Origin of the sequence: Microbacterium sp. ANT_H45B (assembly GCF_008369345.1) — a bacterium.
Classification (GTDB): Bacteria; Actinomycetota; Actinomycetes; order Actinomycetales; family Microbacteriaceae; genus Microbacterium.
This window is the reverse complement of the sequence record NZ_VOBK01000003.1, coordinates 384,697-401,706: the sequence shown is the minus strand read 5'-3', so window position 1 is coordinate 401,706 and position 17,010 is coordinate 384,697. Positions and strand designations below refer to the sequence as shown.

At 62.6% G+C, this 17,010-nt stretch carries 9 protein-coding genes; 4 read left to right on the top strand and 5 right to left on the bottom strand.

Annotated elements, in window-relative coordinates; genetic code table 11:
* Positions 1-912: 912 nt before the first annotated feature.
* Positions 913-1,197 (bottom strand): helix-turn-helix transcriptional regulator, encoded by a 285-nt coding sequence (locus FQ142_RS14065; RefSeq protein WP_223145295.1) that lies wholly within the window; start codon positions 1,195-1,197, stop codon positions 913-915.
* A gap of 183 nt (positions 1,198-1,380) precedes the next feature.
* Here FQ142_RS14065 and FQ142_RS14060 point away from each other — a divergent pair, with 183 nt between their 5' ends.
* The 4 genes from FQ142_RS14060 to FQ142_RS14045 all read left to right on the top strand — a co-directional run bounded on the left by FQ142_RS14060 (position 1,381) and on the right by FQ142_RS14045 (position 5,995).
* Positions 1,381-1,890 carry a hypothetical protein gene (locus tag FQ142_RS14060; RefSeq protein WP_149423794.1) on the top strand — a complete coding sequence of 170 codons (510 nt, stop codon included), beginning with the start codon at positions 1,381-1,383 and terminating at the stop codon, positions 1,888-1,890.
* A complete protein-coding gene (locus FQ142_RS14055) occupies positions 1,883-2,266 on the top strand; it encodes a hypothetical protein (RefSeq protein WP_149423793.1) in 384 nt (127 codons plus the stop codon). Before FQ142_RS14060 ends, FQ142_RS14055 begins: the two co-directional genes overlap by 8 nt.
* Positions 2,267-2,549: 283 nt before the next feature.
* Positions 2,550-4,001 carry an ATP-binding protein gene (locus FQ142_RS14050; protein ID WP_149423792.1) on the top strand — a complete coding sequence of 484 codons (1,452 nt, stop codon included), beginning with the start codon at positions 2,550-2,552 and terminating at the stop codon, positions 3,999-4,001.
* Positions 3,998-5,995, top strand: a complete 1,998-nt coding sequence (locus FQ142_RS14045) for a Druantia anti-phage system protein DruA (protein ID WP_149423791.1) — start codon at positions 3,998-4,000, stop codon at positions 5,993-5,995. Before FQ142_RS14050 ends, FQ142_RS14045 begins: the two co-directional genes overlap by 4 nt.
* Before the next feature lie 26 nt (positions 5,996-6,021).
* On the opposite strand, the gene FQ142_RS14040 is transcribed toward FQ142_RS14045, so the two are convergent.
* From FQ142_RS14040 to FQ142_RS14025, 4 genes are read right to left on the bottom strand one after another with little or no spacing between them, the layout of a single operon-like run.
* Positions 6,022-7,242, bottom strand: coding sequence for a PD-(D/E)XK nuclease family protein (locus FQ142_RS14040; protein WP_149423790.1), 1,221 nt, complete (start codon positions 7,240-7,242; stop codon positions 6,022-6,024).
* Entirely contained in the window at positions 7,239-12,779 is a 5,541-nt protein-coding gene (locus tag FQ142_RS14035) for a DEAD/DEAH box helicase (protein ID WP_149423789.1), read from the bottom strand. The genes FQ142_RS14040 and FQ142_RS14035 overlap by 4 nt, the downstream gene beginning before the upstream one ends.
* Positions 12,776-13,858 carry a hypothetical protein gene (locus tag FQ142_RS14030; RefSeq protein WP_149423788.1) on the bottom strand — a complete coding sequence of 361 codons (1,083 nt, stop codon included), beginning with the start codon at positions 13,856-13,858 and terminating at the stop codon, positions 12,776-12,778. Before FQ142_RS14030 ends, FQ142_RS14035 begins: the two co-directional genes overlap by 4 nt.
* On the bottom strand, positions 13,858-16,707 hold the full coding sequence (locus FQ142_RS14025; RefSeq protein ID WP_149423787.1) for a hypothetical protein: 2,850 nt from the start codon (positions 16,705-16,707) through the stop codon (positions 13,858-13,860). The genes FQ142_RS14030 and FQ142_RS14025 overlap by 1 nt, the downstream gene beginning before the upstream one ends.
* Between the last annotated feature and the right edge of the window lie 303 nt (positions 16,708-17,010).

The window sequence follows — 17,010 nt, the reverse complement described above, 5'->3', positions numbered from 1 at the left end:
TTGAGGCGGAAGCTGGGGGCGAAGTCGATGAGCGCGACAAGTCCGCGATTCATCTCGGCGATTGAGATGATCGGCGGACTCAGCCGCGGCCATTTCGATCAGCAGCGTATGCGGTTCCGTCTGTATCGGAGGTGTCATCACGCCGGTTGGGCTCTGCGGCGCTGCGCCACATGCAACATCGTCGACCGCGCGCGTGCGGCGTGCTCGACGTGTAGTCAGGGTTTCGCGACCGAAGTGTTCAGTAGAGGAGGAAGTTTCTGCGTTCGCCATCGTCGATGGCATTTCGCAGGCGAAGATGAGCTGGTGTTCCCCGCTGACGCGTGCCGCCGTGCTGAGCAGGCGCTTGCCGGGCGGCTGTGGAGTCGCGGAGTGACGATGCACACAGGTGAGTTCGCGCTGGCGATGCGTCTCATTCTGGCCAGTCGTCGCGAGAGCGCCCCGCAGGACGGTAACCCTCTCGTGCACGCCTACGCTGCGGTAGTTGAGCTTCTGGTGACGCTTACGCTTCCGGAAGTTGCGTTGGGCCTGGTGGCACTTGCCGAGAGCGACAGTAGACAGGTCGAGGGACTGATTGGGCTCACAGTAGGCGCCGGAAGAGGGGCTCGGACAGCGGAACTGGAAGCGGCCGCCACAGTCGTAGTGAAGTCCCATCGAGCCGCGATGTATGCCGCGACCCACATGCCCAGCTCGAGCGGAGCGACAGTCACCACGACTCCGTTCGAGAAGGGAATCGCCGAAGCGGCGTACCGTGAGCGAGCGGTGCTACTTCGCCACGTAACGCGTGCTGGTCATCGAATTGACTCCGCGGGATATCCCGTGCGTGGAGCGCCCGCATCGCGCGTTGTGTCCCGACGCATCGTTCCAGGCTGGGCGGATAGTGCCCCGCCGGACAAGTAGACCTAGTTCGGCCGATCAGCGGCTTCGAAGGTCGGGCACATCGGTCGGGACCAGATCAATCAGACCGACACCCAGCACTTGAGCAAGGGCCAACAGCGTGCGCAACGTCGGGTTGGCGGGGTGACCGGGCCGCGACTCGCCCTTCTCGTACTTCTGGTAGGTGTAGCGGGTCAGCCCGGCACGGTAGGCCACATCTTCTTGACTCAGATTCGCGCGGTCGCGAGCCGCGCGAAGGGAAGTCGCCAAGCGCTGGGCGAAGTCAGACCACTCTGCTTCGATGTCCTCGTTCCGCTGACGCACCTATCAAGCGTCAAGACTGTGGTGTCTGCGTATGGCCTAATCCGTATGGCATAATTCGGGAGGCCATACGAAACAATCATCGACTCTGTCGGATCGCTCCGCTCTTCTCTGCACGTGTGCTGCCGATCCCGACATCAGACGGTCGCGTTGTGGGAACGGCTCGCGTGTGCGACCGCGAAGGCGATGGCTGAGATGTACGAGGCGTACCCGATCTGGTGGCGGGGCGTCAGTGCTCCACCACCTGCAGAGTGGGCATACACTTTCGAGACGTTTACCGGTGAAGAGACCGCGGGCGAGTGGGCGCTGGCCGCTGCAGTCTTCATCGCGCAGACACGGCGACGCACAGGAGCCGGTCCGACGTTCGCTGAACTGTTCGCGCATCTGCTGCCTGATACCGGGGGGCTGCCGGCGCCGTTTCCCGACGGTCTGGAACCGATCGAACGACATCGGGCAATCGCCGGCTTCCGGGGCCACGTCACCATCGAATGGAGGCGGCGCGGGATGATCGGCTTCACCAAGGGCGTCATGCGGAGTCTCCGCGTCGGAAGAGAGTTCAGGGAGCACTCGCGTCAGCGGCAGCAGAAACTCGCCTCGAGAATCCAATTGAGTCCGGCCGACCTGTCCGAGATGTCACAGGTGTCTGGTATCGATGACAGCGTCGGGTCGATTGGAGGTCGAGACAGTCATGACTGAGGATGATCCTCCTGAGATCCAACCTATAGCCGATCGATTCGCGCCAAACTGGCCGCCGATCATCGAGGTGTCTTCGGGATGGTTCGCGCTACTCGTCGAACTCGACCAGATCCTCGCGTCGCTCGCACCCGACTACAACGTGCAGCAGATTAAGTCAAAGTTCGGATCGCTGAGCTTTCACGCTTCGCCATCCGAGGATCCCTACGACTACAACGAGGAGTTCCAGCAAGCGATCCGCGCAGTGGAGTGGCGAAGCATCGAGACGTGCGAGGAATGCGGGGCGCCCGCGAAGCAGTACGTCATCCGGATGTGGGTGATGACGCTGTGCGATCAGCACTTCCAGGAAGCAATTGACGTGGATCCTGACGTCCCTTGACTGTCGAGAGTGGCGTTGCAGAACGCCCTCGAAGCCCTTAACTGGCGTTCTCAGGGTGTCGCCGGTTGTGACAACCGGCGACACCCTGTCGGTGGCGCCGAGCGGCGCTGCTGGCCCCGTGACGCAGATTGAGCACGCCGTAAACGTCACCACCGGTCCGCTTCGCTGATACCACCCGGAGTCGAGCAGTGGGGTCGCGATTCACTTGAAATATTCACGCGCTGGATGCCACCTTCGGCGAGCTACCCTAGACCTAGGACTTTAGCCAGCTTAGGGAGACAAAATGAGCCGCAAACTAGGCAGTACAGTCGACTTGCTGGTGCCCGCCAACTTCATCCGGGCGATCCGTGAGTCGGGTTACGTCAGCCTCTCTACGGCGCTTGCGGAACTCATCGACAACTCGATCCAAGCGGACGCTGCCGTCATCGACATCACCATCGGCCGCAGCAGACCGGATGCACTCCCGTGGATCAGCGTCGAGGACGACGGTTATGGCATGTCGGAAGAGGAACTGATCTCCTGTCTGCGTTTCGGTGGATCATCTCGTTTCGATTCGCGTTCCTCATTCGGGCGGTTCGGGATGGGGCTACCTGCTGCGTCGCTGAGCCAGGCACGCCGAATAGAGGTGGCAACCTGGCAACCAGGCACTCCGGCGCGCGCGGTTCACCTAGATGTTGATGCCGTGGCCCAAGGCGACGAGGCGTCTTTGCTTGCGTGCGACGGGGTCAGAGGCGCCGCGCGCTCTGGCTGCCGCGTCACCTGGAATGAGTGCGATCGGATCGAATATCGACGTCTGGTGTGGCTGGAACGTTCGCTTCATCGAGACCTTGGCCAAATGTTCCGCAAGTTCCTTGATAGCGGCACGACCTTGCGGATCAACGGGCATCGGGTCGAGCCACTCGACCCGATGCTGCTCAAGACGAAGGTCAACGGCCGCTCGGCTCGTCTTGCGTTTGATCCGCTTCGGTACGAGATATCGACCGCGACGGGAGAGACCAGTTGCGTCACCGTTACCTTCGCAATGCTGCCCGTCACTGGTTGGCATCACCTCGACAACGCTATTAAGCGGCGGATCGGAGTTACCGGTCGCGGCGGGGTCTCAATTCTGCGTGCAGGGCGAGAGATCGCCAGCGGTTGGTACCTCATGGGAGGCAAACGGAAAGAGAACTACGACGACTGGTGGCGCTGTGAGATCGAATTCGATCCTGCTCTTGACGAGGACTTCGGGATCACGATCAACAAGCAGGGCGTTCGCCCCACCGCTGCCTTGCGAGAGGCGTTGGAGCCGGAGCTTGAATCCATCGCTCGTATTCTCAACGCCCGAGTTCGACAGGCTTTCGAGGAGGTAAAATTCGAAGCGGCCGTCCAGGGATCCTGCCGCATCGCTGGTGCTGCAGACGCCGACTTGCCGGTGATCCGTACCTCGGGACGCGCGGCTGGCGCCTTGAGCTACCGCCTGGGAGCAGGCCAACTATCGGGAGAGTTGATGTTTGAACTGACGCTGAAGCAGCGCTGCATCGACGTCACCTTGAACATCGACCACCCCGCTTTCGGTGCGCTCTATCGCCCGCTACAGGAACTGGGGGAAGCCGGTACTCCAGTGCGAACTGCTTTAGAACTCATGCTGCTGTCCTTCGCCCGCTCCGTTGCCTCGATGGGTGTCACCGAGCAGGAGCGCCGGGAACTGCTTCTGAGCTGGGGCGCGACATACGGACGAATGCTGGCCAAGTCATGACCCCGTCAGATGAGTCGACGTTCCTAAATATTTCGCTCCCAAGTGGCACACCGAGAGTTGAACGTGAGGGCTTCCTTCGCCTCTGCTCGGCGCTGACGAAGGCAACCCTCGATCCGGCTGACGCCATTGACCGGAACGTGTGGTTCGCCAAGGTTGGCCTAGGCGACCTCTACAACAAGCCAACCTTGGCTGCCGCCGCCAATGCCCTCATCGACCTGGTCGAACAAGGCTGGATACTGTCAACCGCCTATAAGCACGGACCGCTATTGGCGGCGCCGCCTTCCAACATAGATCCCGTGGTTGAGAAAGCCCGCGTCCGTCGCCAGGAGCACTTTCGCCGCGATCCTCAGCTCAGGAAACCTAGCGTCCGTCGCTTCGTCGAAGGTATGGAAAAGCCTCGTGAGTTCAAGGGCAAACTGGTCACCGTCTTCAACTTGATGCGCGACGGCCGTGAACTGGCCGACTCGCTGACGAGCGCACCTGATCCCAGCACCGTGATCCGTCCCTACATTCAGATCGTTGATGGCGGTAAATGCGATTGGACTGGCTATGGTCTGCACGACATCTGGCGGTACTTCAGGCACACTTGGTCGAACGCGTACTTCACGGTGCCGGGTCGTTCGATGCCGGTATTGATCCGCGATGCAGCCACGCCGCACCATGCCGTGATCGGCCTGGCGGCGATATCCAGCCCAGTAGTTCAGATCGCTGAGCGCGACCAGTGGATCGGCTGGGACACCGACACCTTCCTCGACGACGTCCGCCAAGCACCCTCCGAAAAGATCGCGAGTTGGATCGCTGGAAGAGTCGACACTCAACTCGAAGAGATCTATCTCGACGATCTGCTGGCCGAAGACGTGCTACAGCCAACCGACCTGCAGCATCCAAGAAGCGAGGCCATCGCCCTCCTCCGTGCCGACGCCGAGCGGCACCGCCAAAAGCACCATCGGACTCCGCTCAGTGAAGTTCGGCAAATGGAACAGGACCCTTGGGTCGAGCGGGCGACCTCACACCTGTTCCGCAGCAAACGAGCGGCAACGCTGGCCGACACGCTGGAAGCCTCCCTTACCCTCCAGCCGTTCTTCTCCCCGAAGCCGACCGCCCACGGCCTCCGCGATGCACTGAACGACACCAAGGCGAGAGCTCAGCTTCGCCGCTTGATTCGCCGGGCACGTGGAGAGCGCGTCGGCACCGTGATTGCCGACCTGACGGTCTGCGGAGCTGTTGCCCCTTATAACGCTCTGGCCGCAGGCAAGTTGGTCGGCGCCTTGGCGGTTTCACCCAAGATCATCGCGGCATATCGCGCAAAATACACCCGACCAAGCGAGATCGCTTCTTCGATGGCCGGCCGACCGATCGAACGCGAGTCGCGTCTGTCCTTCATCAGCACCACCTCGCTTTACGGCAGCGGCTCCAGCCAATACAACCGACTCCGCTGGCCGGCCGAGGTCGTGGGTGGATCGAACGGCGAACAGATCAGCTTCACTGAACTCGGTCGCTCCCGCTCCTTTGGGACGTCGCAGTTCACGGATGAGACGGTTGAGGCACTGGTTCGGCTGTCTCGGATCAAGGGTGCCGTCGTCAGGGTCAATAGCGTATTCGGCGAAGGCGTCAGCCCGCGTCTACGAAAGGTGCGGCTTGGATTGGCGGCCCTCGGGTGGCCGAGTAGCGAGTTGCTCAAGCACGGCCGGGAACGGATCGTCTACGGCGTCAAGCTGGTCGAGAACCTCCGCGACTACTCGCTCGGGATCGATCCCGACCCCGAATACCTGCTGAACCCGGAGCTAACGGACGAGACATCCGTTGGCGACTGGTGGTTCGAACGGTGGGGCAGGCGACGGGCAGAGCAGCCGGCAGTACTTGAGGCAATGCGTAGCCACCGGCTGATTCGCCCAGTGAGCCACGGGGCCAGGGTGCATCTACCGCCCGAGGACGCCGAGCCCTCTCCGAGCGAAGCAACGCTCTTTGATGCAGAGGGTTTACAAGCCAAATAGGTCCTGCGGGACACTCGCGCCTTCGCTTAGTTGTCGCACGATTCTGATACGAAGAAGGTCTCGGATGTCTGCGTCAGCACGGCGACGACGCCTTTGTCCTCGGGATCCTCGTCGCGCCGCAATCCGAGTAGTCGGAGGCGTTGCCCCGGCTCGAACGAGTGGTGAGCTGACGTCGTGCGCAGCAGGAGCGGGTTCTTGGTGCGCAGATCGAGCAACCACCAACTCTTAATGCCGTTGCGCTCAATGACAATGCCTTCGAAGTCAAACCAGCTACCGCGCTTCAACGTGGCGGGATCGGGGGTAGTTGGCCAGTAGGCGCTGCACAGGGGACGAACTGAGCAGAAGGTGCACTGCTCGCCGGGCTGCGCGGCAGGCTCATCGGACTGAACGAGTTCGTCAGCGGCGGCGACCCGCGAGGCGAATGCCTCGACTAGCAGCTGTAGCTGTGGCGTATCGGGAGCGTCGATCGTCACCTCGTGGTTTGGGTAGGCCGCGGTGAGCATCCCGAGCGGTGTTCGGCTGGTGTTGGAGACGGTGTCTTGATCCCACAGCACGGCGTAGAAACGCAGTTGGTCGAGGTGACTCTCGTTCTCGGCACCGGTCTTGTAGTCGGTGATGTCTACCTTTGCGTGCCCGACCGTAAGCAGGTCGACGCGCCCCCAAAGGCGAAGGTCATCTGCCTGCAGGGTTGCCTCAGGGTGCGAGCCCACGCTGCGCGTGTAGCGAGGGCCTCCGGAGCCGGAGCCGGAGCCGGAGCCGGAACGGGTCCTTGGGGCAAGCGCCATGCGGTGCAAATAGTGCTGTACCTCCTCGCGCACCTCCGGAATGCGCTGTTCGAGCTGATCTTGTAAACGCTGACGGCGTTCACCTACCAGGCGGGGGTTGCTTTCCAAACCCTTGAGCCGGTTCGCCAACGCCTTCTTGGCAACCGCGGAGTACCCACCCAGTTCCTTCAGCACGGCGGTTGCTTGCTGGCCGCTGGCCGACGTACAGCCCTGATTCGTGAGAGCACGCACAATCGTCTCCAGCGAGTCGTGCACTACGTCGCCAAACAAGGCAGCGACGCTAGGCACCTCCGGATATCCAGCGCGGTCCCAAATGTCGGAGTACTGGGCGCGGGCCAGCACATACCGACGCGGGCAAGTCTCGACCGCTTTGAGCGATGAGTAACTCCAGAGGTCCGGCGCGCCCGGCAGTACCGCCATCGAGCCGCGCACGCCGGGATCGAAGATCCGCGGCTCACTCACGATATGCGCCGGATCACGTCGCTCGTTGCGAACGGCAGGTTTCGACTGATGATTAGGTCGTCCACCAACTTGACCGGGAAACCGAACTCCTTGGCGTCGTGCAGTTCGGGGGTCGGTGCGACATCAAGCGTCAGTGGGCCGTGCACCCCGATAATCAGCTGCTTGTCGCCCTTGGTCACCAAGATCGGAGCGTGCACAGTCCCAATCCCTGGCACATCCACGGTGACGCCCCGCTCAAGGACGACGTCTTCAAGGTCCCTGCTTTCCAAGTCCGCAAAGAGCTTGTTCGCCGAGAGATCTAGACGCGCATGGTCCAGCGTCGGGACATCGCCGTCGAGGAGGTATCGAAGCAGGCTGGCGCCAACTTTTCGATCAAGCAAGCCGTGTTCGAAGCGGTTTCGGAAGCTCCGAAGGCACTGGTAGCAGGACTCGTCGCAGTGGGCCGGGCAGCGCTCCAGGCGGTCTAGCGCCGAGCGGAAGACTGCCTCCCCGAAGTCGAAAACTCGGCGAGTGAAGCCGGCGCCACCGGCCAGCGTGTCATACAAGTAGATCTCCGACTCCAGGCCGCGATGTCCGAGCTGCGTCAGCGCCGGGCGGTACTCCGCCTGCAGCTCAGTCGCCTCGACGCCTAGCATCTGCGTGGCGGCGATCGTCAGGGCTTCGGCGATTGTACGCAATGCGACGTCGGTTGCCAGGCGTCCGGGTAGGAGTCGCACCGGCTCGTCGACTCGGAAACGTAGTAGGAGGACGTCCGACTTGAAGTCGGTACCAAGTACTAAGCCTCGCGTCGGGATCGTACTCTGACACTCGCGTTCCCGATCCGGATAAGGCTTGAGGTGTTGCCCGGCCAACAAGCCGCTGGCTGCCGACATCGGTTCGATCAGCCCGCAATAGACGCAGTACCGATATCCCTCTGACTTCGGTCCGGTGTTCGTCACGAGAAGAGTGTGCCGGTCATACGACTGCGAGATACGGTTCCGCAACTGCGACCACTCGCCAGCCTGCTCCGGACCCTCCGCAACCAGCTTGGCGCGCGTGGCATAACTCTTGGCGGGCGCATCATCCGGACTGGTCCCCGGATCGGTGTAAGCCCTGTGAGCGAACCCGGGAGGGCGCATCCAGTTCATCGCCGGATTCATCTGCGAGCCGCAGGCATCGCATTCTCGCTCGTCACGGACCTCCGCCTCGTCGCCCGGTACGTGCATCGCGTAGCGACAGATCGGGCACTCGAAGTAGAGCCAGCGCTCATTCCAGGCCCGACTACGGTCGCGCTTCATGGGTGAATAGATCGCGCCAGACGTCCACTCGCGATTGTCGATCCATACGACCTTGCCGGGTGCGTACTGGCTGAGAGCGACGTTGAGTCCCTGGCTTGGTTCGTAACGGAACTCGGTGCGGAACGCCTCCGAACGCCCCTCATCAAAAACGTGGAAAGTGGCGACATCCGTCGGGAACGCATAGCGAGGCAGGACACCCTCGTACAGCAGGCGATCGAGCAGGTTCGTTTCTGCGCGTACCTCGGCAGGGAGTTCGGCGCCGTCCTCGGCCGGTCCATCGCCTTCGACCTCGGTCGCTTGCGGGGGCGTATCGCCGGACTCAGGAGTCGGGAGTTCACCATTGCTCTCCAAGCGGAGCGCCTTGTCCAGCGAAGCGAGCGTATCTGTGACAAGGCCGTCAAGGATCGGGTGTCGCAGTTGCCCGAGTTCGGCGGGCAGCCAACTGTCCACCTCGGCCCTTAGCGCCTCCTTGTTCTCGGCCATCCACGACGCGAGGTCCGTGCGGTTCAGCGGTGAGACGGTACCGACAAAGCCAGGTACCGTGCCGAGCACTTCGAACAGTTGAGGCTGGTCCTCGGGATCGATCTGGGGCAGACGGTCTTGGTGGTACCGCTGCAACAGGTAGGCCGAGACGTGTCGACGTGCAATCTCGTCGTTGTCCATGGTGAGCGCCGGGTCATCGACGTCCCCACGGATCATGGCGGCGGGTTCTCGGAAGTACTGATCGTCGTGCGTGTCGGCACTGCCGAAGGCGATGACCGTGGCGACGGCGTTGCCGCGGCGCCCGGCCCGGCCAGCTCGCTGCTGGTAGTTCGCCCGTGAGGGCGGCATGTTGCGCAGTGCGACACCAGAGAGGTTGCCGATGTCGATACCAACCTCCATCGTGGTCGTGCACGACAGGACATCGATTGCCGGTTGCTCGCGATCTGTTTGATTCGGCAAGGTCACATTGACGTCTTGGAACAGCAGCTCGTACTGTTCGGCGCGGGAGAATACTTCATCCGACTGTGCAGAGTTCAGTTGTGCGGTGTGCTCCCTGGCAATGATGCTCAATGGCATTACGTCGGATTCCAACGCCCGTACAGTGCTCGCCCGGTAGTAGCCCTTACGCGCCTGGAACACGTCGTCCTCGTTCGGGTCGAGAACGCGCACGTTGTCGGTCCGGCAGCTGACGCACCGCGCCACGCCCGGGAACGGTCGCTGCGTGTATCGACAGTGCTCGCAATAGCCCCACTCCCCAGTGATGTCGAGCGCGACGTTGCGGGCAAGCAGGCGGTACTTGCCGTCCTTTGACTCACAGAGCTCGCGGAGCAAGATGGGTAGCCAAGTGTCCGCAAATTGCTTGCGCCTTGGGGCATCAGGCAGCCACTTGGTGAGATTGCCGAACTTGCCGGTATGTGGGAGGACGCCACGCGAGACGTTCCACCACTCGCCCTCCTGCATCGCGCTGAACCAGATGCCCTTGGTCGTCCAGAAACCAAGCCACATCCGAACCAGCGCGAGCTTCTCGTCTTCGGTCACCGCGACGCCCGGGATGGGCGGGAGATCAGTGAGCAACTTCGTGGTCTTCACGCCGGTTTCCTTGACTGAGGCCAGGCCGAGCGTCGTCAACCCGTAGTAGCGGTCAGTCAGGGTCGCGTACATTGCCTTAAGCAGCGATAGCGGCGGCTCATCCTGCAGCATGATCAAGCCGATGAGCTGACTGAGGTCGTCGCTCGTGAACGCGCCTCCATCCACGGCGGCTGCGACGGCGCGCATAACGTCCATGGATTCGGCGCCGCGACGCTCTGGACGGAGCCGAACCTTCAGAATCGCTGCACCGACCATGGTCGCGAGGAACAGGTTCTGCAGACTTAGCTGGTTGCGGATGAGGTCCTTGGATGAGAGCTCAGCCCAGCCGCGGATGATCAGTGGCCGGATAACGTCGCGCATTGAGTAGGTCTGGAGGTTTGGTGCAAGACGAGCGGCGACCTGTCGTGAGTCGGAGAACGCCAGCACCTTGCGCCCGCGCAGCGGGGCGAAGTCCGAATACGCCTTGCTCGGCGGCTGGACCTCGATCTGTCGGGTTACCAACGCTTGGAAGGGCTGGTCGCCCTTAGTCTGGTGATCCTGCACCGAAGATCGACCGAACCCCGCATGACGACCGCAGACACCGCACGGACGGAACTCGCCGTTGGCCTCGACGGCTTCGGGCTCGTCATCCTCGTTCTCGGAGTGAATCGTCTGACCCGTTCGCTCGTGCGGGATGTAGACGATCCGGTGCCGATCGCCTAGGCGCTGGGCATCAAGGGCGCCGGTGACCAGATCGATATCTGCGCGCTGCACCGGCCCAGTCGGCTCCTCCAACAGGAGATCCAGCGGCTGCAGTTCCTGCACGGCCCCGGCGGCTGCCTGGAACGCGCCGCCCTGTTCGTGCCAGAGGAAGCTCGGTTCTGCCGCGTCGTCGGTGTACGCCCGGACATACGATGTCCCGCAGTGCCGGCAGGTGTAGTACTCGAAGACGCGGGCCCCGCACCCACAGGTGGCGCGCGGCTGCGAGTAGAGCTTGCCGATTGGGCCCCCGCGAAGCGGTTTCTCGAGTTCCGAGCACTCCGCATCGATGCAGGCCCATAGGCCGGGCAAACCACGGAAGAAGCCATGCACTCGGCATGGCAACAGGCCGGCCTCATCGGGCTTCTCGCGTGCGGCGCTGCCAAGCGCCACCAGAGTAGTCACCGCGGCGTCGGCAACCGACGAGGCGACACCGGGAAAGAGAGTCGGCCCGAGTTCGCTGACAGGCTGAGCCTTGTCCATTGTCTCGTTTACGAGTTGGTTCATCGGCCCGTAGTCACGCAGCGCGTCATACAGCATCGCCGCTGCGGGGCGGCCGTTGGTGATCACGCCGCGCGCCGTCAGAAAGTCGGTGACGACTGCGCTTTTCTCGTCGTCGGTGTTGGCATCGTAGAAGTCCCGTAGCGGAACGCTGCCGAGGAGCGTAGCGTCCGCGGCAGTCCCTACGCTCGCTGAGCCCCGGTACTTACGCTTGCCTTCGATGGTTCGGAAGTCCGCGATGTCCTTGCCGCTCAGTTGCGCGGCGAACTTGCGAGCGTACTCGGCGTCGCTGAAGCTCGCGCTCGTGGTGATGACCTGCAGTCGGTCCGGCGAGACGCCGAGACGGGTCCGGAGGCGGCGAAGTAGTAGCGCCACCTCCGCGCCAGCGGATCCTCGGTAGAGGTGCGCTTCGTCGACGATCAGCATGAATCGCTCGTCAGGATTGTCAGCCAACCACCGTCGGGTGTGGTCAAAGACCGGCCGTTCCAACGGACGCATCAGCATGTACTCCAACATCGAGTAGTTGGTGATGAGTACGTCCGGCGGCGCCGCGAGTACCTCGTGTCGCGTAAGCAGCTCCGGATCGTTTGGCAACGTGACGCCCCGTTGGAAGTTCCCGTTTGTGTCCTTCCACCGCATGTTCGGAGCACCCCACCAGTCGCGGATGTTCGGCTTCGCGGGCCACTTGCCGCGAGCGGCGAGCTTGCTCCGGAGTTCCTCGGCCTCGGCGTGGTACTGCGCACTGGGATTCTCCGCGCGGTCATGGATATCGACGTAGAAGTCCGCGATCGGCCTCAATCGCCGATCGTCCCGCTCTCGAGTGCGGATTCCCGGATAGAGTGTGCGGCTGGTGTAGCGCGCAAAGCGAGCCGGTCGGCCCGCCCAGGCGTCGAACTGCGCCGTAACGCGTGGGTCTCCCAACAGCAAGCGCAGACGTCCCAACTGGTCATTGACCAGGGCGTTCATGGGATAAAGGATCATCGCACGCACTGCGGGTGCCTCGAACGAATCAGCGTGATGCGCCGCCTCAGTCGCCAGCTTGGCCAGCATTGGCAGCAGGAACGATTCGGTCTTACCAGAACCCGTACCTGTCGTGATCGCCAAGCTTGATCCGTCGCGAGACGCGTACTCAAGCGCCTCCGCCTGGTGGGTGTATGGCGGGTCGAAGAGCAGTGGGTCCAGTTCGCCGATCTTCTGAGTCAGGCTGCCGAACAAGGTCTGCACTGCCGGATCCAGGTCGAGTTCGGAGAACTTGCGGTCGGTGCGGTAGCGCGGGGTGCTCTCAATGAAAGGCTCTCGATAGATGACCCCCTCGGTCTCCAGCAGTCGGCGTCGTTGCTCGATGACCAGCGGATGCCCCACGTGATACGTGGCCTCGATGTAGTCGCGTAGCGACGCTCGGATGTCATCGACAGTCTCGGCGATGGTCGGCGCTTCGGCATCCGTCATTTCGTCTCCTTTGGGACAGGCTCCATCCAGAGCAGGTCAGTGAGTAGCTGGATCAGATCGGGCATTGCGCCGGGAGGCACTCGGAAGGCAAACAGAGCGCCGCTTGTCCCGGCGAGGGGCATACCGATGAGTTGCAGGTAGCGCTCGGCGAAGCCCGGGATCGGCGAGAAGAACTTCACGACACTGGAACCGCTCGCGCCAGGCTCGATCGCGTAGCGCTGTGGGCCGCCCCGCCCTGCATCGATTGCCATTTGGAATCGCCAGGCCTCGTCCCGGGCCGGGACGACGGGGTCGTCCGCGGGGAACTGGAAGATCCGAGTGGCGACGCCATCCTCAAGCCGGACAGCACTCCATAGATCTGCACCATATGCTTGCGCCCGCCTGGCGATGAAGTCTCCCCGATCAGTTGCGTTTGGCTCGCGCCAGCGTCCTCGGTAGTACCGGACCGGTTTCGCTGGATCAAGGATCTGGAGGCCCTCGATCTCGCCGCCACGGCCAGCGACGTCGAGTCGTTCGGCGGTGCGGCGGATCACGTCGGCAGCCGTCTCCATGCGGGGGCTGGCAACCCACCGCTGACGATCAAGTCGTTGCAAGCCCGCGGCCTTAAATACTTCGATCGCCGTTGCGGGGGCCAGCTCAATCACGCGTGTGTGGCCCTCACGTATGATTTCTGCCGCCCACTTTGAGTCAAGAAGCCACGCCCCAAACGGCCGGACGCCGAGCAGCATGTAGGTGCCGGGCGCTCGCTCGAGGTACGAGGGAGGGCCGAGGTAGATGAGGCGTACCGACCTGCCATGTAGCTCTTGACGAAGTTCCAACAGGTCGCCGGATGCGATGAGAAGGTTGAGGAGATCTGCGATCTCGTCACGGCTGAGTTCGCCGTCGCTTACGGGTCCTACAGCATTGAGCGCGGCATCAATGAGCCGAGAAGGGCTGGTTGGGCACATGAACGAGGCAGCGCGACGGAGCGAAGCGGCGAGGCCCTCGGGGCTGCTCAGGCCGACGAGTTCAGGGTCCATGCCGAGGGTCTGCACGCTGAGAGCGGCGGCGGCGTCCGGCGTCAGACTTGCAAGTGTCATCAGAATCCTCGTTGCGCTTCATCCGGCTCGGCATAGGCGCGCGACCCGATTACCGCGTATCGGGCAGCTCGCAGCAGCACGGGCGAAAGCATGACTTGGTCGAGTAGGAAGTCGCGGTCGGTCTTTGACCAGTGCTGCGTGATGTATCCCAATCGACCCGCCATTGTCAGCAGGAAGCGCGGAGCAGACGGATTCTCGACACCTGCTTCCTGCAGGATCGGGGCCATGATCTCAGCGAAGCCAGGAAGGAGCCTCTCGGGTGCCGACCAGTCGTAGTGCTTCCGGCTGATCTGTTTCGCGAGCGCCACATGTGAAGGGGACACGCCAACGGTGTGCTCCATGTCCTCCAGATGATCGAGGACCCATTCAGAGTCAGCGGTCGCCAGGCTACGTTCGATCGAGGCCCAATGCGCACCGGTGACTAACATCGAGGTCGCGCGGGTAATCGTGTCGAGGGCGACTTGCTGCTGACTGACCGCAAAAGGATCGGCGGGAAGGTCAGCGCTCATCCAGAGCCAGTGGGCGTCGGCGAGTCGCATGATGCCTGCGGTCGACCGGTCGCCGTACGGTACGTGGGGACTCGCTGAACCCAAAGAGAAGACCTTGTTGGGCTGTGTTGGGGCCACGGCGGCTGCCGTCACGCCGTCGGCTGTGGCACGGAGCAATCCGCCGCGAGGTGGCAGAGCGATATCGGCGCCTTGCTCGTAGTGAATGGCAGCCAAGGGTTGCTCCACGTCAAAGAAGTCGACCTTCGTGCTCCCGGCGTCCGTCTGATCTTGTAGCCGTGCGGTGTAGTTGCCGTCGCGCTCCTTACAGAATCGCCAACGGAGCGGTTGGAACCCTCTCTCACAGCTGAGTGAAGCCATGCCGATGCCGTCACGGTGAACTGTGAGCACGCACCACTGGGCGTCGTCGTAGTGCGCATTGAACGCCCGCTCGCTTCGAACCCCGCGAGCGAGCGTCATCCACTCGCCCTCGTCTATGGGAAGTGTCACCGTGCGACGAACCGAGCTGAGTTCTGATCGGGCTTCGTCGAGCAGGGTGATGCCGAGTTCGGCGTTCGTCGATGGAGGGCCACTGACGGTGACTGTTGCGCGTTCATCCCAGAGTTCAGCCAACGTTGGTCGGGCGGGGGATGCCATCAGTCGGATTCCCTCCCCGGCCGTTGCATTCTCCGGACGAACCAGGGGATCACGAATCGTGACGTCAAGGTCGCCTTTGGTTAGTTCCTTGTTCTCGTCTCCGATGAGTGTCGCGGCTACGGTGTGCGAGCCGACGTCGAGGGCGCTTAGCGACAGAATGAGTTCGGTCTGCCCAGCCGGCCACGGGATGAAATGGGGCTCGCCATCAACCGTGACGAGGCAGCGCTGGGCGGCGACCTCGGTACGAATACCGAGGATCGCCGGTTCGCCAGCCAAGGACTCAACGGCGCCTTCCCCATCCCATGCGCTGGCGACTAGACCGACTGGGCGTAGGGCAACAGTTGCAAGGGATGACAGCCCGCACGCCAGGATCGCTTGCGCGTCCGCACCAGGGAGCGGGTCTGGCACGTCCAGATGCCAGGCGCTAGCACCTTCGACTGCGACAGTGGTGGGACTACACCAAGAGACTTCGGGTGGTTCCTGATCTCCAGCGCCAACCAGGATGTAGCGCGCTCCGGGCCTGAGGAAACGGCTCTTCACCTCAATGGCTGTCCCTGGCCCCTGGTTGCGGAACACCCACCACGGACCATTGGACATGACGACCTGGTCCGTGATCAGCGCGTTGACCGCGTCGCTGCCGCGCTCCAACTGCACGAAGGGCTTCGTCGGGTCAGGCCAGTTCTCGAATCGCACTTCCTGACCGTCGTATACAAGGCCGCCCGTCGGAACCGGGCGGCGCGCTCCGTTGACCCGTGCACGCTTGGTGCGGAGTTCGTCGTAGACGTGCGGCATCCGACCGCTGAGCGGTGTCATGTCCGATAGTTCGGCATAGGCATACCAGGAGCCATCCAATTGACGCAGGAAGAGTCTTGGATCGGTAGCTCGTGGCAGCCGGTCGGTGATGGATGGAGCGCGGTTTCCTGGTAGAGGGTGTCGAGAGAATCCCGAAGCGCGCACGTGGTTGGCGGCGCGTTGCGCATAGGTCAGCCACTGCCGCGCTTGGCGCTCATGCGAGAGTCCTGAGATGAGCCGGTCGAGCGCGGACTTCACGAGATAAGGTGACTCGCCGTCATCGCCGGACAGCAGGGCTGCAGCGACCTGCCCCACAAGTCGTGTGTTCTGGCAAAAGTTGCGGAAGCGATCGCTGTACCAGCCAGAGCGTGCTGCGAGTCGAGCGCCCAGTTCGTCTGGGTCGTTAAGGAGCGCCGCAGTGAGCCCCGTCCGGAACTCGTAGAGCAGCTTGGCCAATTGGCGCTGAAGGTATGTTGGCAGCACCGCATGGGTGATGGGCCAGGCGATGATTGTGAAGTGGTTTGCCCAGGCGCCTGTTGGTCGCGCTCCGCCGAATTGATCGTGAAACCGGACGAACCAGTCGCGGATTGTCGATCGTTCCTGGCTCGCCCAGCGAGGAGTTAGCGACGAGAATGTGGTCCAGTACTCGTCACCCTCATAGCCGTAGCCCATCTCGGCCGCGTAGACGACGAACGGCAACCAAGTCTTGTGATAGCGCGTGATGTGGTCGTTCTTGATCGCTTCTCGAACGCTGCCGTTGAGGAGCTCAAGGTTCTCGGGCGAGAGATCGTGCTCCAGCGCGAAGACCGGTGAGGCAGGGACGAGTCCAGACCGCAGGTGTTTGAGCGTGAGGAAGTGGTCGTCGAGCTTGTCGTGGAGAAAGGCCAAGACCTCGTTAGTGTCGCTCTGGGACATTTGGGAACTCCCCCCTCCCGTGGACCCGGGCAAACTTTGCCCTTGTGACCTAGAATGCCCTACTCCTCCGACAACGCGGAGTTAGACGACTCGATTCGTCCTCAGAGGATCGCCGCCGCTACGAGGCATCGAGAGTGAGGATTTGAGAGCGCAAGCCAGGTAAGTCCATCGACAGTGGCTCCCAGGCAGGGAGGTCGGTCCGTTTAGGGGCGGCATCTTCTTGGCAACTATGCGCGCCTGACACGATACGACGTTGCCGGAGCGGGCTGCATCCGCCCGGTAATGTCTTGTCTATGGCTCAGT